This is a genomic window from Pseudomonas sp. BMW13 (assembly GCF_013357275.1).
Classification (GTDB): Bacteria; Pseudomonadota; Gammaproteobacteria; order Pseudomonadales; family Pseudomonadaceae; genus Aquipseudomonas; species Aquipseudomonas khazarica.
The window spans coordinates 12,410-30,303 of record NZ_SUKD01000014.1; the positions used below are offsets into that span (position 1 = coordinate 12,410).

A 17,894-nucleotide genomic window follows, 5' to 3' on the forward strand; every position below is an offset into this window, starting at 1 on the left:
TGCAGGTCACAATTGGCTGGTGAAAACTTGACCAACCTTGACCCGATTCCTAGAATCGCCCGATCTTTTTGTCGGGAAAAACACCTCACCCAATGCCTTTTTTGTCACGTAAGCCATTGAATTTCAAGGCATTGGCGCGAAGCTCTCGAGTGCTCGCGGTGATGTGTTGCATAACCCTGGCCGGCTGCCAGAGCCTGCCCAGCGAGGGCCCGGACGGCGCGACCGATACCTCGCGCGCCGTCGGCCTGGAGCGCGAGCCCGAGTGGCTGAGCAACGAGATCAAGCCGCGCGAGTACAACGATATCTGGGAGCGTCTGCGCGACGGCTTCCAGCTGCAGGACGAGATCGGCGTCAACCCGCGCATCGAGCGCCTGCGTCTCTGGTACGCCAGCAACCCCCGGCACGTCAACGCCGTCAGCGAACGCAGCGCGCCGTACATCCACTACATCGTCGAGCGACTGGCAGAGCGCGACATGCCGATGGAACTGGCACTGCTGCCGGTCATCGAGAGCGCCTACGATCCGCAGGCCTATTCCCCGGCGAACGCCGTCGGCCTGTGGCAGTTCATCCCCTCCACGGGTCGCCACTTCAATCTGCGCCAGACCAACTGGTATGACGGCCGCCGCGACGTCACCGCCTCCACCCAGGCGGCACTGAACTACCTGAGCCGCCTGCACGAGATGTTCAATGGCGACTGGCTGCTCGCCCTGGCCGCCTATAACGCAGGCGAAGGCCGCGTCAGCCGCGCCATCGAACGCAACGAGAAACTCGGCCTGCCCAGCGACTACTGGAACCTGTCGCTGCCCAAGGAAACCGAAGATTACGTGCCCAAGCTGCTGGCCCTGTCGCAGGTGATCCTCACCCCCGAGGCCTACGGCGTGAACCTGGCGCCGATCGCCGACGCGCCCTACTTCGAACAGATCGCCATCAAGCAGCACATGGACCTGTCCCGCGTGGCCAAGCTGGCCGACCTGGACGAAGAGGAACTGCTGCAACTGAACCCCGCCTACAAGCGCGGCATCACCCTGGACGGCCCGCAGCATCTGCTGGTGCCTACCGACAAGGCGGAAATGCTCAGCGCCAACCTGGCACTGATGAAGCCCCAGGAGCTGGTCGACTGGCAGACCTATACCGTGCGTTCCGGCGATAGCCTGCATGCCATTGCCAATCGCAATCACCTGACCGTCAGCATGCTCAAGGACGTCAACCGCCTGAGCAGCAACAACCTGCGCATCGGCCAGGTGCTGACCATTCCGGGCAAACCCGGCGCCCAGCCGAGCGAGCCGCTCTACCAGCAACGCAGCACGCTGGCCAGGGCAAGCCGCACCTACAAGGTGAAGAACGGCGACAACCTCTGGCAGATCGCCCGCGAACACCAGGTTGCCGTGCATGACCTGCGCCGCTGGAACGCACTGCAGGGCAACAACCTCAAGGTTGGCCAGGTGCTCAATCTGGCCGCCGCCGAGAGCGCACCACAGGCCGTCGCCGCGACACGCCGGCAGAACGCCGCACGCGACAAGGCGACCTACTATCGCGTGCAGCAAGGTGACTCGCTCTACGTCATCGCCAAGCGCTTCAAGATCGAGCTCAAGCACCTGCAGGCCTGGAATCCGCGCAGCAACACGCTGCGCCCAGGGCAGATGCTGACGCTCTACCTGCCCTGATCAGCGTTTGCTGATCGCCTCCAGGCAACGCCCGGTCAGCTGGGTAAAACGCTGGAACGCCACGAACTGCTCGTGGCGCAAGGCGCGGCCGGACAAGCGACTGTCGGCATAGAGCACGCCGATCTCCCGCGTACCCGCGACGATCGGTGCGATGAAGAACATGCCACTGCCGAGGCTGCGGCGAATCGGCTGGGTGACCAGCTCGGCCAGGTTGTAGCTGGCCGGCACACCCATCCAGATCGCTTCGCGATGGCGCAGCACATAGCTGAAGATGTGCGGCTGTTCCGTCTGCTCCGCTGGCAGGACGAAGTCGTCCAGCCAGTGCTGGGTGTCTTCGCCAACCACGCGCTTGGCGCGAAAGCGGCTCTGGCCATCGGCCAGCACCGTGAGCATGACCCGCTCCAGACCCACCCCCCGATGCAGGCCCTTGAGCAGGGTATCGAGCACCAGGCCGACATCGGCTCGCGCACTGACCATCAGCCCCAGGTCCTGCAGCGCCTGCTGCATCAGCAGCAGGTCCGGCTGCAGCAGCCGCGCGCGCCGCTCCTCCTGCTGCAGACGAATCTGCTCCGGGTCGGTATTGGGTATCAGGCGGCACAGCTTGCTGGCACCGAAGGTTGAGGCGACCTTGACGGCCTCCTCGGCGCTGGCCAGCACCTGCTGCAGGGTTTCCTCCTGGGTCAGCGCGGTGAAGCTGGCCACCTTGGCCAGCACCTCCTCCATCTCTGCGCAATCCCAGCCATCGAGCGCAGCCTCGCTGATACGCACGCCCAACTGCACGGCATAGGCGGCGGGGTCGTGCTGATTGCTCCCGGCCTGCGCCAGGCTGGCGGTCTCACCCAGGTTCCAGCTCTTCAGCAAGGCCTGCGTCAGCTGCCGAAAGCTGGTGCCGAGAACCTCGCGCACCGCTTCATCGACGTCCACCCCCGGCCGCTCGAGCACCGCGACCAGCTCATCGGCCTGCTCGCCAGCACAGCCCCAGAACGCCAGCTCACCCAGGTGATGCAGCAAGGCGGCGATGAACACCTCCTCGGCGTGCCCGGACAAGGCGTAGCCCGCGATATTGCGCGCCTGCACGGCGGCATGGAAGGAACGCGCGAGCAGCATCTGCAGCTGCTCGCGCGGGGTTCGGGTCAGCAACCCGTCGATCAGGCTGACCGACAGGCCGATCAGGCGCACGTTCTCGAAACCGATCAGGACGATGGCCCTGGAGATGGTCTTGATCGCTTCCTGCGACGGGTTGTAATAGACGCTGTTGCCGACGCGCAGCACCTTGGACGTCAGCGACGCGTCGCGCAGCAGCACATCGGCCAGTTGCTGCACCGAGGCGGAGTCCTGCTGGGCAAGGCGCTGCAGGTCCTGCACGACGGCGGCCAGCGCGGGGAGTTCGGCTTGGTTGAGGCGATCGATCCATGACTGCAAACCATGGCTACGTTCCGGCAAAATCTTACCCTCTAGGTGTATCCTTCAAGTGTATGTCAAAGCGCCACGACTGCTCGCTCGCCAGCCCACTCTTTTTCCTGCCGATACAAGCTGTTACTGTACCGCTCAAGAAGCCCAAACGCCGCCATGGATCGGATCTCACCTCCCGATGCGACCCCTCCTCCTGCTGTTCCTCAGCCTGGCCTTGAGCTTTCCCGCCTCTGCGACTATCAGCGAGAGCCACGGCTACGCCCAGTTCGGGACACTCAAGTACCCTGCCAGCTTCAGTCACTTCGACTGGGTCAACCCCGACGCGCCCAAGGGCGGCACGTTGCGCGTCATGGCGTCCGGCACCTTCGATACGCTCAACCCCTACACGTTCAAGGGTACCAGCCCGATCTCCACTGCACATTTCCTGCAGTACGGCGTCAATGAACTGAACGAACCGCTGATGGTGGGCACCGGCGCCTACGACCCGTCGGGCGACGAGCCGGCCTCCAGCTATGGCCTGATCGCCGGAAGCGTAGAGTACAGCGAAGACCGCAGCTGGGTGGTCTTCAACCTGCGCCCGGAGGCGCGCTTCAACGATGGCAAGCCGATCACGGCCTATGACGTGGCCTTCTCCTATCGCCTGCTGCTTGCCGAAGGCCACCCGCAGTACCGGACCAACCTGCAGGAGGTGAAGCGTGTCGACATCCTCGGCCGCCACCGCATTCGCTTCGTCTTCAAGCGTGCCGGCAACCCCCTGCTGATACTGCGCCTGGGTGAACTGCCGGTCCTGCCGCAGCACTACTGGAAAGGCCGCGACTTCAAGAGCACCACCTTCGAGCCACCACTGGGCAGCGGCCCCTACCGCATCGTCGAAGTCGTGCCCGGGCGACGCCTGGTGTTCGAGCGGGTGAAGAACTGGTGGGGCAAGGACCTGCCGGTCAATCGCGGCAAGTACAACTTCGACCGGGTGGAGGTGGAGTTCTACCGCGACAACAACGTGGCCTTCGAAGCGTTCAAGGCCGGTGAATTCGATTTCTACATCGAGAACCAGGCGAAGAACTGGAGCAACGGCTACAACTTCCCGGCCGTCGCCCGCGGCGAGGTGGTTCGCGCCGAGATTCCGCATCGCATCCCGACCCAGACCCAGGCACTGTTCATGAACAGCCGGCGCGCCCTGTTCAGCGACCGTCGGGTGCGCGAGGCACTGGGCCTGATGTTCGACTTCGAGTGGACCAACCGCACGCTGTTCAACAACGCCTACGTGCGTGCCGCCAGCTACTACCCCAACAGCGAGTTCTCGGCGACCGGCAAGCCCGAGGGCGCCGAGTGGCTGCTGCTGTCACCGCACCGCGACAAGCTCCCCACCCGCCTGTTCACCGAGCCACCGACCCAGCCGGTGACCAACGGCCGTGGCATCCCCCGGGAAACCTTGCGCCGGGCCCTCGGTCTATTGGCCGAAGCCGGCTGGAAGCCGGTCGGTCAGGAGCTGCGCAATGCCCGCGGGCAACGTCTCGAATTCGAGATCATGCTGGTCAACCCCAGCCTCGAGCGCATCCTCCAGCCCTACACCGCCAACCTTGCCAGCATCGGCATACAGGCCAACCTGCGTACCGTGGACCGCGCCCAGTACAAGCAACGCCTCGACCAGTTCGACTACGACATGATTCTGCTGACCCTGCCACAAACCCTCAGCCCGGGCCTGGAGCAGTCGCTGTATTTCCATTCCAGCCAGGTGAACGTCAAGGGCGGCAAGAACTACGCCGGAATCAACGACCCGGTGGTCGACGAGATGATCGACAAACTGCTCTCGGCGCAGACCCGCGACGAACAGATCGCCGCCACCCGCGCCCTCGACCGCGTGCTGCTGTGGCAGTACTACAGCATCCCCAACTGGTACATCAATTATCACCGCCTGGCGTACCGCAATCGGTTCGCCTTCGTCACCACGCCGCCCTACACGCTGGGCCTGCGTACCTGGTGGCTGAAGCCAACGGAGAACGCTCGATGACCCACCCGCTGCGCAGTTTCCTGCTTCACGGCAGCAGCCTCATTCTGCTCGGCCTGGCCGGCCTGGCCTCCGCCGCCCCGCAACACGCCGTCACGCTGTATGACGAACCGCCCAAGTACCCCGCCAACTTCACCCACTTCGAGTACACCAATCCCGATGCGCCCAAGGGCGGCACTTTCCGCGAGGCCGGTTTCGGTGGCTTCGACAGCCTCAACCCGTTCATCAGCAAAGGCGTGGCCGCCGACGACATCGGCCTGATCTACGACACCCTCGCCGTACAGAGCATGGATGAGCCCTTCACCGCCTACGGCCTGATCGCGGAGAAGATCGAGAAGGCGCCGGACAATGCCTGGGTGCGCTTCCTGTTGCGCAAGCAAGCGCGCTTTCATGACGGCACCCCCGTCACCGCCGAGGACGTCAAGTTCACCTTCGATACCCTGATGGAAAAAGGCGCGCCCATGTACCGCGGCTACTACGCCGACGTCGACCACGTCGAGGTGGAGTCGCCACACAGCGTGCGCTTCGTGTTCAAGCATGCCGGCAACCGCGAGCTGCCGCTGATCGTCGGCCAGTTGCCGGTACTGCCCAAGCACTGGTGGGCCGAGCGCGACTTCGCCAAGGGCAATCTCGATGCTCCGCTGGGCAGCGGCCCGTACCAGGTCGACCGGGTCCAGGCCGGGCGCAGCATCCGCTACGAACGGGTCAAGGACTGGTGGGCCAAGGACCTGCCGGTCACCCGTGGCTTCTACAATTTCGACGCCATCCAGATCGACTACTACCGCGACAATACCGTGGCCCTGGAAGCGCTCAAGGCGGGCCAGTTCGACTATTGGCTCGAGACCAGCGCGAAGAACTGGGCCACGGCCTACAACACGCCGGCCGTCGCCAACGGCCAGCTGATCAAGGAAGAGATCCAGAACCGCAACCCCACCGGCATGCAGGGCTTCATCTTCAACACCCGCCGCCCGCAGTTCCAGGACCGCCGGGTGCGAGAGGCACTGGGCCTGCTGTTCGACTTCGAGTGGGCCAACAAGCGCCTGTTCAACGGCGCCTACAGCCGCACCCACAGCTACTTCGACAACTCCGAACTGGGCTCCAGCGGCTTGCCGGGCGACGAGGAACTGGCGATTCTCGAGCCGCTGCGCAACCAGATTCCGCCCGAGGTGTTCAACGAGGAGTTCCGCGTGCCAGTCACCGACGGCAGCGGCATCATCCGCGAGCAGCAGCGCCGCGCCTATCAGCTGCTGCAACAGGCCGGCTGGCGCATCGACGGCGACCGCATGCTCGATGCCAACGGCCAGCCGGTGACGTTCGAATTCCTCCTCGCGCAGACCGAGTTCGAGCGCATCCTGCTGCCCTTCAAGCGCAATCTTTCCGACCTCGGCATCGAACTGGTCATCCGCCGTGTCGACGTCTCGCAGTACATCAACCGCCTGCGCTCGCGTGATTTCGACATGATCGTCGGCGGCTTCGGCCAGTCCAACTCGCCCGGCAACGAGCAGCGCGAGTACTGGCACTCCTCCAGCGCCGACAACCCGGGCAGCCGCAACTACATCGGCCTGAAGGACCCGGCCATCGACCAGCTCGTCGAAGGGCTGATCAACGCCGACTCCCGGCAGGACCTGATCAGTCACACCCGCGCCCTGGATCGCGTGCTGCTGTGGGGCTACTACGTGATCCCCAACTGGCATATCAAGACCTGGCGCGTGGCCTACTGGAATCGCTTCGAGCATCCCAAGGTCACTCCGCTCTACGACATCGGCCTGCATACCTGGTGGGTACGCCCCGGTCTCGAGCAACCGAGCGAAGAACAGCAGCCTGCCGCTGAACAGGCGGAGCAATAAGCATGCTGGCCTATATCATCCGCCGTTTGCTGCTGATCATTCCGACCCTGTTCGGCATCCTGGTGATCAACTTCATCATCATCCAGGCCGCGCCTGGCGGCCCGGTCGAGCAGATGATCGCCAAGCTCGAGGGCTTCGAGGGCGCCACCAGTCGCATCGCCGGTGGCGGCGCCGAAGTCTCGGTGGCCGGCTCCAACTACCGCGGCGCCCAGGGCCTCGACCCGCAGCTCATCAAGGAAATCGAGAAGATGTACGGTTTCGACAAGTCGGCGCCGGAACGCTTCTGGATCATGCTGAAGAACTACGCGCAGCTGGACTTCGGTTCCAGCTTCTTTCGCGACGCCCAGGTCATCGACCTGATCATCGAGAAGATGCCGGTCTCCATATCACTGGGCCTGTGGAGCACCCTGATCATGTACCTGGTCTCCATCCCGCTGGGGATCGCCAAGGCCACCCGGCACGGCAGTGCCTTCGACATCTGGACCAGTTCGGCGATCATCATCGGCTACGCCATTCCCGCCTTCCTCTTCGCCATTCTGCTGATCGTGCTGTTCGCCGGCGGCAGCTACTGGGACTGGTTCCCGTTGCGCGGCCTGACCTCCAACGACTTCGAGTCGCTCAGCCTCGGCGGCAAGATCCTCGACTACCTCTGGCACCTGGTACTGCCGGTCACGGCACTGGTCATCGGCAACTTCGCCACCCTGACCCTGCTGACCAAGAACAGCTTCCTCGACGAGATCAACAAGCAGTACGTGATCACCGCCCGCGCCAAGGGCCTGACCAACCACCGCGTGCTCTATGGTCACGTCTTCCGCAACGCCATGCTGCTGATCATCGCCGGCTTCCCGGCGGCCTTCATCGGCATCTTCTTCACCGGTTCCCTGCTGATCGAAGTGATCTTCTCCCTCGACGGCCTCGGCCTGATGAGCTTCGAGGCGGCAATCAACCGCGACTATCCGGTGGTCTTCGGCACCCTGTTCATCTTCACCCTGCTGGGGCTGATCGTGAAACTGATCGGTGACATCACCTACACCCTGGTCGACCCCCGTATCGACTTCGAAAGCCGGGAGTGTTGAGCATGAAACTGTCCCCGCTCAATCGCCGCCGTCTCGACCGCTTCAAGGCCCACAAGCGCGGCTGGTGGTCGCTCTGGCTGTTCCTCATCCTGTTTGGCCTGAGCCTCGGCGCCGAACTGATCGCCAACGACAAACCGCTGGCCGTGCGCTACGACGGCGAGTGGTACTTCCCCGTGCTCAAGCGCTACCCGGAGACCGTGTTCGGTGGCGAATTCCCGCTGCAGGCCAACTACAAGAGCCCGTACATCCAGGACCTGATCGCGGAGAAGGATGGCTGGATGCTCTGGCCGCCGATCCCGTTCAGCTATTCGAGCATCAACTACGACCTGGAAGTCCCGGCCCCGGCGCCGCCCTCGGCGCAGAACTGGCTCGGCACCGACGACCAGGGACGCGACGTGCTGGCGCGGGTCATCTACGGCTTCCGCATCTCGGTGCTGTTCGCCCTGACCCTGACCCTGGCCAGTTCGGTGATCGGCGTCATCGCCGGCGCCCTCCAGGGCTTCTATGGCGGCTGGGTCGACCTGCTCGGCCAGCGCTTCCTGGAAATCTGGTCCGGGCTGCCCGTGCTCTATCTGCTGATCATCCTGGCCAGCTTCGTGCAGCCGAACTTCTGGTGGCTGCTGGGCATCATGCTGCTGTTCTCCTGGATGAGCCTGGTCGACGTGGTCCGCGCCGAGTTCCTCCGTGGGCGCAACCTGGAATACGTGCGCGCCGCACGTGCGCTGGGCATGGGCAATGGCGCGATCATGTTCCGCCACATCCTGCCCAACGCCATGGTCTCGACCATGACCTTCATGCCCTTCATCCTCACCGGCGCGATCGGCACCCTGACCGCCCTGGACTTCCTCGGTTTCGGCCTGCCTCCGGGCGCGCCCTCGCTGGGGGAACTGGTCGCCCAGGGCAAGAGCAACCTGCAGGCGCCCTGGCTGGGCATCAGCGCCTTCGCCGTGCTGGCACTCATGCTGAGCCTGCTGGTGTTCATCGGCGAGGCCGCCCGCGATGCTTTCGACCCGAGGAAATGACATGAGCCAGAACGAAACCCTGCTGCAAGTTCGCGACCTGGCCGTCGAGTTCGTCATGGGCGAGCAGTGCCAGCGCGTGGTCGAGGGCGTCAGCTTCGACATTCACAAAGGCGAGACCCTGGCCCTCGTTGGCGAAAGCGGCTCGGGCAAGTCGGTCACCGCGCACTCCATCCTGCGCCTGCTGCCCTACCCCCTCGCCCGCCACCCGTCCGGCAGCATCGAATACGCCGCTGAAGACCTGCTCAAACTCGGCGAGGGTCGCCTGCGTGGCATTCGCGGGAACCGTATCGCCATGGTCTTCCAGGAGCCGATGACCTCGCTCAACCCGCTGCACAGCATCGAGAAGCAGATCAACGAGGTGCTGGCCCTGCACAAGGGCCTGCGCGGCAAGGCCGCCAGTGCGCGCACGCTGGAGCTGCTGGAGCTGGTCGGCATTCCCGAGCCGAAGAAACGCCTGAAGGCCTACCCCCACGAACTGTCCGGCGGCCAACGCCAGCGCGTGATGATCGCCATGGCCCTGGCCAACGAGCCGCAACTGCTGATCGCCGACGAACCGACCACCGCGCTGGACGTCACGGTGCAGCTGAAAATCCTCGAACTGCTCAAGGATCTGCAGGCGCGCCTGGGCATGTCGCTGCTGCTGATCAGCCACGATCTCAACCTGGTGCGCAGAATTGCGCATCGCGTATGTGTCATGCAGCGCGGTCGCATCGTCGAACAGGCGTCGTGTGAAGAATTGTTCCAGGCTCCGCAGCATCCCTATACCAGGGAACTGCTCGGTGCCGAGCCCAGCGGCGAACCTGCGGCCAACCCCGTGGGCCAGCCGCTGCTGGAAGTGGACGACCTGCGCGTGTGGTTCCCGATCAAGAAGGGCCTGCTGCGTCGGACGGTGGATCATGTCAAAGCGGTGGACGGTATCAACTTCAGCCTGCCCCAGGGCCAGACCCTGGGCATCGTCGGCGAGAGTGGCTCCGGCAAATCCACCCTGGGCATGGCCATTCTGCGGCTGCTCGCCAGCCAAGGTGACATCCGCTTCCAGGGTCAGCATCTGCAGGGCCTTAGCCAGCAGCAGGTACGTCCGCTGCGCCGGCAGATGCAGGTGGTGTTTCAGGACCCCTTCGGCAGCCTGAGCCCACGCATGTCGGTGAGCCAGATCGTCGGTGAGGGTCTGCGCATTCACGGTATGGGCAACGAGGCGGAACAGGAACAAGCCATCATCGACGCGCTTTTGGAGGTAGGGCTGGACCCGCAGACGCGGCATCGCTACCCCCACGAGTTTTCTGGCGGACAACGGCAGCGGATTGCCATTGCCCGAGCACTGGTGTTGAAACCGGCGCTGATCCTGCTGGACGAGCCCACTTCGGCGCTCGACCGCACGGTACAGCGTCAGGTGGTGGAGTTGTTGCGCGGCTTGCAGGCCAAGTACAACCTGACCTATCTGTTTATCAGCCATGATCTGGCGGTAGTCAGAGCGCTGAGCCATCAGCTGATGGTGGTCAAGCAGGGCCAGGTAGTCGAACAGGGGTCTGCCGAGTCGATCTTCAGTGCACCGCAACACCCTTATACGCAGCAGTTGCTGGAAGCCGCTTTCATGGCCCCGGCAACGGCTCACTGATCCTTGAAACAGGAAGAGGAATAGCACAATGGGTTTTCTAACCGGTAAGCGCGTACTCATCGTTGGCGTAGCCAGCAAACTGTCCATCGCCTCGGGTATCGCCGCCGCCATGCACCGCGAAGGTGCCGAGCTGGCTTTCACCTACCAGAACGAAAAGCTCAAGGGTCGCGTCGAAGATTTCGCTGCCGGCTGGGGCTCCAGTGCCGACCTGTGCTTCCCTTGCGATGTGGCCAGCGACGAGGAAATCGCCGCGGTATTCGAAGCGCTGAGCAAGAAATGGGACGGCCTGGACTGCATCGTCCACTCCGTCGGTTTCGCTCCGGGTGACCAGCTGAACGGCGACTTCACCGACGTCACCACCCGTGAAGGCTTCAAGATCGCCCACGACATCAGCGCCTACAGCTTCGTCGCCCTGGCCAAGGCCGGTCGCGAGATGATGAAAGGCCGCAACGGCAGCCTGCTCACCCTCTCCTACCTGGGTGCCGAGCGCACCATGCCCAACTACAACGTCATGGGCATGGCCAAGGCCAGCCTGGAAGCCGGCGTTCGCTACCTCGCCGGCAGCCTCGGCCCGGAAGGCACCCGCGTCAACGCCATCTCCGCCGGCCCGATCCGCACCCTGGCCGCCAGCGGCATCGCCAGCTTCCGCAAGATGCTGGCTGCCAACGAGAAGCAGACCCCGCTGCGCCGCAACGTCACCATCGAGGAAGTCGGCAACGCCGGCGCATTCCTCTGCTCCGACCTGGCTTCGGGCATCAGCGGTGAAATCATGTACGTCGACGGCGGCTTCAACACCACCGCCATGGGCGCCATGGAAGACTGATCCGCGCCGCTCCCGGCAGAGCAGTTGCCAGGAGCGTCTCGCTGTCATCCCCGGATGGCAGGCAATAAAAAACCCGCACACCGTGCGGGTTTTTTATTGCCTGTTCCAGCGCCTCGCCAGAGGCACTGGAGGAGCGACTCAGAAGCGCTCGATATCGGCTTCGGCGGCCAGCTGCTTGCGCAGTGCGGCGAAGTCCTGCTGGCCTTCGCGCGAGGCCAGGAAGTTGCGGTACATGGCCAGTTGCTCGGCCGCCAGCGCTTCTTCCGGCACGTTGACGCCGTCCAGGCGCAACAGCACGTAGTCACCCGTGTTCAGGGTCACGCCGGCAAAGGTCGGCTCACCCGCCTTGCTCGGCTTGGCCATGCGGAACAATGCCTGCAGTACCTTGGGCTCCACGCCGTCCTGGCTGCGGGTTGCCGCTTCCTGGACCTGCCAGCCGGCATCCTGGGCCTCGCCAGCCTGGGCTGCGGCCAGGCGCTTCTCACCCTCGGCCTTGGCTGCCGCGCTTGCACGCTCCTGCAGCAGATGACCGCGAATGCTCTCGGCAACCTGCTCCAGCGGCAACTGCTCGGGCTGGTTGTGCTCCTTGACGCGAACGACGACGACGGTGCTCGGGTCCAGCTCGATGGTCGAGCTGTTGGCGCCATCCTCGAGAACCTCGGGGCTGAATGCCGCCTGCAGCACCTGACGATTGGCCGTGATGCCGGTAGCGCCGCCTTCGCGGCCAACGGGCTCGCTGACCTTGACCTCGAGACCGAGATCCTGAGCCGGCTGCGCCAGATCCGAAGCCTCGAACGCCGCATCTTCCAGTTGCTTGGTCGCCTCGACGAAACGCTGCTCGACCTGCTGCGCCTTGAAGTCACGCGCCAGCTTATCCTTGAGGCTATCGAAGCTCGGCACCTCAGGCGACTGGACACCCAGCAGCTTGATCAGGTGCCAGCCGAACGCGCTCTTCACCGGCGCGGAGACTTGCCCCTGCTGCAGTGCATAAAGCGCCTCTTCGAAGGCCGGATCGTAGACGCCAGGGCCGGCATAGCCCAGATCACCGCCGTCGGCGGCCGAGCCCGGATCCTGAGAGAACTCCTTGGCCAGTGCCGCGAAGTCTTCGCCAGCGTCGATGCGCGCCTTGATTTCCTCGGCCTTGGCACGGGCCGCCTCGTCATCACCCTCGATGAGAATGTGCGCGGCATGGCGCTGCTCGGCGAGGTTGGCGATCTCGCTCTCGTACGCCGGCTTGAGGTCCTCGTCACTCACTTCGATCTGATCGAAGAAGCTGTCCTTCTTCAGCTCGACGTATTCCAGCACCACCTGTTCAGGGCTCATGAACTCGCTGGCGTGCTCGTCGTAGTAAGCCTTGACGTCGCCGTCGCTGAGTTCGACCGCAGCGGTGTCGGCCTTGATGGTCAGGCTGGCGAAATCACGCGTCTGACGCTCGAGATTGGCGAAGGCAAGCGCCTGCTGCTCGGTGACGAAGCTGCTGGCACCGATGCCTGCGCGCAACTGCCCAATCAGCATTTCCTCTTCCAGCATCTGGCGGAACTGCAGGCGGGTGTAACCCATCTGGCGAATCACCTGGTCGAAACGCGCCGCGTCGAAGCGGCCGTCGGCCTGAAACTCCGGCGTCTGCAGGATGACCTGGTCGAGCGCGGGCTGCGAGAAGGCGAAACCGGCGTCGCCAGCGGCCTGCAGCAGCAGCTTGCGGTCGATCAGACCTTTGAGCGAAGACTCGCGCAGCAGCTTGTCGTCGAGCAGCGAGGCATCGAAATCACGCCCCAGTTGCTGCAGCAGTTGACGACGCTGCATCTCAACGGCCTGGTTCAGCTCGTTGAGGGTAATGGTGTCACCGTTCACGTCCGCAGCGTTGTTGCGATTGCTGGTCCCCGTGACGATGGCTTCGAAACCGGTAAAGGCCATCAGCATGACGATGAGGCCGATGATGGTTTTGGCAATCCAACCGCGTGAATTGTCCCTGATGTTTTGCAGCATGCTTCCCCCAGAACGACTGTACAGAGCCACCAGCCGCGCAGTGTGGGTAATGTCCAGATAGAAGAAAGGCGCATCCTTGGATGCGCCTTCTCGTAACGCGTTAAGCGGTCAGTGCAGAAGACCTGCTCTGCCTCCTAACAGCCGCTGGGCATGGCCCTGACGGCGAGGCAAACCCGGAAGACGCTTAGTTGACGGCGTCTTTCAGAGCCTTGCCAGCTTTGAAGCCTGGGATCTTGGCGGCGGCGATGCTGATCGGCTTGCCGGTCTGCGGGTTGCGGCCAGTGCGAGCAGCACGCTCTTTGACAGCGAAGGTGCCGAAGCCAACCAGGACAACGGAGTCACCAGCCTTCAGGGCGCCAGTGACGGATTCAATCACTGCATCCAGCGCGCGGCCAGCAACAGCTTTCGGGATATCAGCAGATGCAGCGATGGCATCGATCAGTTCCGACTTGTTCACTCTAAGTCCCCTTATTTCTGTTGAGTTTGTTTCTTGATTTTTAGTGTAAGCAAAGCGGGTGCTGGATGGCTCGCCGACACAATAAAAGCCGCTTTATAACAAGGGCTGAAAAATTGTGTCAAGAAAGCCCCCCGGCTAATGCGTGCTGATTCGCTCCTTGGAATCAGACTCGCGCTTGTCATCCGTTGCAACCATCTCGGGAGCCGCATCAGGCAAGGGCTCCGGGGCGTATTGCAGCGCAATTTGCAGGACCTCGTCAATCCATTTAACCGGTTTAATCTGCAGGTCTTGCTTAATATTTTCCGGAATTTCTTTCAGGTCACGCACATTTTCTTCCGGAATGATCACCGTCTTGATCCCACCACGGTGAGCGGCCAGAAGTTTTTCCTTGAGCCCGCCGATCGCCAGCACCTGACCACGCAGGGTGATTTCCCCCGTCATGGCGACGTCCGCGCGCACCGGAATCTGCGTCAGCGCCGACACCAGCGCCGTGCACAGGCCGATGCCTGCACTCGGGCCGTCCTTGGGCGTCGCACCTTCCGGCATATGGATGTGAACGTCGCGCTTCTCGTTGAAATCGCTGGGAATTCCGAGGCTTCTGGCGCGACTGCGGACCACCGTCATGGCAGCCGTCATGGACTCCGCCATGACATCGCCGAGGGAACCGGTCTTGATCAGATTGCCCTTGCCCGGCACCACCGCCGTCTCGATGGTGAGCAGCTCGCCACCCACCTGAGTCCAGGCCAGACCGGTCACCTGACCGATCTGATCCTGCTGCTCGGCAAGGCCATAGCGATGCTTGCGCACGCCCAGGAAGTGCTCCAGCGACTCCGCCGTCACCGTGACCTGGAAGCGCTTCTCGCGCATGTGCTCCTTCACCGCCTTGCGGCACACCTTGGCAATCTGCCGCTCCAGGCTGCGCACACCCGCCTCGCGGGTGTAGTAACGAATGATGTCGCGAATCGCCGCCTCGTCGAATGCCAGTTCGCCCTTCTTCAGGCCATTGGCCTGGATCTGCTTGGGCGCCAGGTACTTGATGGCGATGTTGACCTTCTCGTCCTCGGTGTAACCCGGCAGACGGATGATTTCCATCCGGTCCAGCAGCGGACCGGGGATGTTCATCGAGTTGGCCGTACAGAGGAACATCACGTCCGACAGGTCGTAGTCGACCTCCAGATAGTGATCGTTGAAATTGTGGTTCTGCTCGGGATCAAGGACTTCGAGCAGCGCCGAGGCGGGGTCGCCGCGCATGTCCTGCCCCATCTTGTCGATCTCGTCGAGCAGGAACAGCGGGTTGCGCACGCCGACCTTGGTCAGTTTCTGGATCAGGCGCCCAGGCATCGAACCGATGTAGGTACGGCGATGGCCGCGAATCTCGGCCTCGTCACGCACGCCACCCAGGGCCATGCGCACGAACTTGCGGTTGGTCGCGGTAGCGATGGACTCGGCCAGCGAGGTCTTGCCCACGCCGGGCGGCCCCACCAGGCACAGCACCGGCCCCTTGAGCTTCTTCACCCGCTTCTGCACGGCGAGGTACTCGAGAATGCGTTCCTTGACCTCTTCGAGGCCATAGTGGTCGGCATCGAGGATGCTTTCGGCACGTGCCAGATCGAGGCGCACCTTGCTCTCGGCCTTCCACGGCACGTTCACCAGCCAGTCGATATAGGAGCGCACCACGGTGGCTTCGGCGGACATCGGCGACATCTGCTTGAGCTTGTTCAGCTCCGCATTGGCCTTGGTCAGCGCCTCCTTGGACAGGCCCGCGTTGTCGATGCGCTTGCGCAGTTCATCGAGCTCGTTGTGCCCCTCGTCGATGTCGCCCAGCTCTTTCTGAATGGCCTTCATCTGCTCATTCAGGTAGTACTCGCGCTGGCTGCGCTCCATCTGCTTCTTGACGCGACCACGGATGCGTTTCTCGACCTGCAGCAGGTCGATCTCGGCGTCCAGCAGGGCCAGCACGTGCTCGACACGAGCGGACAGGGAGGTGATTTCGAGGATTTCCTGCTTCTGCTCGATCTTCAGCGCCATGTGCGCGGCCATGGTGTCGACCAGGCGGCTGGGCTCATCGATGCTGTTGAGCGACGAAAGCACCTCGGCGGGCACCTTCTTGCCCAGCTGCACGTACTGCTCGAACTGGCTCAGCAGGCTGCGCGTGAAGACTTCGGACTCGCGCTCGGCGGTTTCGCCCTCTTCGATCAGCAGCACCTCGGCACGGCAGTGCTCGTCCACTTCGAGGACACGCTCGATGGAGCCACGCTGCTCGCCCTCGACCAGCACCTTGACGGTGCCATCAGGCAACTTGAGCAGCTGCAGCACGGTGGCGACGGTGCCAACACGATAGAGGTCCTGATCATCCGGATCATCGACCGCCGGGTTCTTCTGGGCCACCAGCAAAATCTGCTTGTCACCCGTCATCGCGGCCTCGAGGGCCTCGATGGATTTCTCACGCCCGACGAAAAGCGGGATGACCATGTGCGGATAGACCACAACATCGCGCAACGGCAGGAGAGGCAATTCGATGGTTGTCTTCATGATTTCGGCTCAGCGGCGGCCATAAGGCCGTAAACAGGCGGGATTACCCTTGGCTTTTAAGATGGGGGCAGTGCCCGTAAAAAACAAGCGCAATGTCCACAAAAGCAAAGGGCCCCTGGGGGCCCCTTGCGTGCATCGTGTGACAGGCGTTACGCGTCTGGCGCGGCCTTCGCGGGCGGCTCGCTGTTCTCGTAGATCAGCAGCGGCTTGGAAGAACCATCGATGACGCTCTCGTCGATCACCACCTTGCTCACGTCCTGCTGGGACGGGATTTCATACATGGTGTCGAGCAGAATGCCCTCCAGGATCGACCGCAGACCACGCGCACCGGTCTTGCGCTCCAGGGCCTTCTGCGCCACGGATTTCAGCGCATCCGGACGGAACTCCAGGTCCACGCCCTCCATCTCGAAGAGCTTGCCGTACTGCTTGGTCAGCGCGTTCTTCGGCTCGGTCAGGATCTGCACCAGGGCCGCCTCATCCAGCTCTTCGAGGGTCGCGATGACCGGCAGACGACCGACGAACTCGGGGATCAGGCCGAACTTGACCAGATCGTCCGGCTCGACCTCACGCAGCGACTCGCCGATCTTCTTGCCCTCTTCCTTGCTGCGCACCTCGGCACCGAAACCGATACCGCCCTTGGTGGAGCGGGCCTGAATGACCTTCTCCAGACCAGCGAAGGCGCCGCCGCAGATGAACAGGATGTTGCGCGTGTCGACCTGCAGGAACTCCTGCTGCGGGTGCTTGCGGCCGCCCTGCGGCGGCACCGAAGCCACGGTCCCCTCGATCAGCTTGAGCAGGGCCTGCTGCACGCCCTCGCCCGATACGTCACGGGTGATCGACGGGTTGTCGGACTTGCGCGAGATCTTGTCGATTTCGTCGATGTAGACGATGCCCATCTGGGCCTTCTCGACATCGTAATCGCACTTCTGCAGCAGCTTCTGGATGATGTTCTCGACGTCCTCGCCCACGTAACCGGCCTCGGTCAGCGTGGTCGCGTCGGCGATGGTGAACGGCACATTGAGCAGGCGCGCCAGGGTTTCCGCCAGCAGCGTCTTGCCCGAACCGGTCGGACCGATCAGCAGGATGTTGCTCTTGCCCAGCTCGACATCGTCTTTCTTGTCGCGCTGATTGAGACGCTTGTAGTGGTTGTACACCGCTACCGACAGCACCTTCTTCGCACGCTCCTGACCAATCACATACTGATCGAGGATGCTGCTGATTTCCTTGGGTGCCGGGAGTTTGTGCGCGCTGCTCTCGGCCTGGGCTTCCTGCACCTCCTCGCGGATGATGTCATTGCACAGGTCGACGCATTCGTCGCAGATGAAGACGGAAGGACCGGCGATCAACTTGCGCACTTCGTGCTGGCTCTTGCCGCAGAAGGAGCAATATAGCAGTTTGCCGCTGTCCTCACCGTTACGGGTGTCAGTCATTCGATCAATCCAATACGGTAGGCT

At 63.2% G+C, this 17,894-nt stretch carries 12 protein-coding genes; 7 read left to right on the forward strand and 5 right to left on the reverse strand.

Annotated elements, in window-relative coordinates:
- Nucleotides 1-92 precede the first annotated feature (92 nt).
- Nucleotides 93-1,664: a lytic transglycosylase domain-containing protein gene (locus E4487_RS12085; RefSeq protein WP_175253440.1), complete on the forward strand. Its 1,572-nt coding sequence runs from the start codon at nucleotides 93-95 to the stop codon at nucleotides 1,662-1,664.
- Here the strand turns inward: E4487_RS12085 and E4487_RS12090 are convergent, their stop codons facing one another.
- On the reverse strand, nucleotides 1,665-3,107 hold the full coding sequence (locus tag E4487_RS12090; protein WP_150609393.1) for an HDOD domain-containing protein: 1,443 nt from the start codon (nucleotides 3,105-3,107) through the stop codon (nucleotides 1,665-1,667).
- A 148-nt stretch (nucleotides 3,108-3,255) separates the two neighbouring features.
- On the opposite strand from E4487_RS12090, the gene E4487_RS12095 reads away from it, so the two are divergent.
- From E4487_RS12095 to fabI, 6 genes are read left to right on the forward strand one after another with little or no spacing between them, the layout of a single operon-like run.
- A complete protein-coding gene (locus E4487_RS12095; RefSeq protein ID WP_175253441.1) occupies nucleotides 3,256-5,085 on the forward strand; it encodes an extracellular solute-binding protein in 1,830 nt (609 codons plus the stop codon).
- The gene (locus tag E4487_RS12100) at nucleotides 5,082-6,929 is read left to right on the forward strand and encodes an extracellular solute-binding protein (protein WP_175253442.1); all 1,848 of its coding nucleotides are present in this window, start codon (nucleotides 5,082-5,084) and stop codon (nucleotides 6,927-6,929) included. Before E4487_RS12095 ends, E4487_RS12100 begins: the two co-directional genes overlap by 4 nt.
- A gap of 2 nt (nucleotides 6,930-6,931) precedes the next feature.
- The gene (locus E4487_RS12105; RefSeq protein WP_037052957.1) at nucleotides 6,932-8,005 is read left to right on the forward strand and encodes a microcin C ABC transporter permease YejB; all 1,074 of its coding nucleotides are present in this window, start codon (nucleotides 6,932-6,934) and stop codon (nucleotides 8,003-8,005) included.
- A gap of 2 nt (nucleotides 8,006-8,007) precedes the next feature.
- The gene (locus E4487_RS12110) at nucleotides 8,008-9,027 is read left to right on the forward strand and encodes an ABC transporter permease (protein WP_037052959.1); all 1,020 of its coding nucleotides are present in this window, start codon (nucleotides 8,008-8,010) and stop codon (nucleotides 9,025-9,027) included.
- A gap of 1 nt (nucleotide 9,028) precedes the next feature.
- Nucleotides 9,029-10,642, forward strand: a complete 1,614-nt coding sequence (locus E4487_RS12115) for an ABC transporter ATP-binding protein (protein WP_175253443.1) — start codon at nucleotides 9,029-9,031, stop codon at nucleotides 10,640-10,642.
- Between the two features lie 28 nt (nucleotides 10,643-10,670).
- A complete protein-coding gene (gene fabI / locus E4487_RS12120) occupies nucleotides 10,671-11,465 on the forward strand; it encodes an enoyl-ACP reductase FabI (protein ID WP_003461408.1) in 795 nt (264 codons plus the stop codon).
- 138 nt (nucleotides 11,466-11,603) lie between these two features.
- On the opposite strand, the gene E4487_RS12125 is transcribed toward fabI, so the two are convergent.
- From E4487_RS12125 to clpX, 4 genes are all read right to left on the reverse strand, one after another.
- A complete protein-coding gene (locus E4487_RS12125) occupies nucleotides 11,604-13,451 on the reverse strand; it encodes a SurA N-terminal domain-containing protein (RefSeq protein ID WP_175253444.1) in 1,848 nt (615 codons plus the stop codon).
- A 184-nt stretch (nucleotides 13,452-13,635) separates the two neighbouring features.
- Complete coding sequence (hupB, locus tag E4487_RS12130) at nucleotides 13,636-13,908, reverse strand: nucleoid-associated protein HU-beta (protein WP_003239952.1); 273 nt, start codon at nucleotides 13,906-13,908, stop codon at nucleotides 13,636-13,638.
- Nucleotides 13,909-14,043: 135 nt separating this feature from the next.
- On the reverse strand, nucleotides 14,044-16,440 hold the full coding sequence (gene lon, locus E4487_RS12135) for an endopeptidase La (RefSeq protein WP_152488584.1): 2,397 nt from the start codon (nucleotides 16,438-16,440) through the stop codon (nucleotides 14,044-14,046).
- Nucleotides 16,441-16,589: 149 nt separating this feature from the next.
- Nucleotides 16,590-17,870 (reverse strand): ATP-dependent Clp protease ATP-binding subunit ClpX, encoded by a 1,281-nt coding sequence (gene clpX / locus E4487_RS12140; protein WP_037052970.1) that lies wholly within the window; start codon nucleotides 17,868-17,870, stop codon nucleotides 16,590-16,592.
- Nucleotides 17,871-17,894 lie beyond the last annotated feature (24 nt).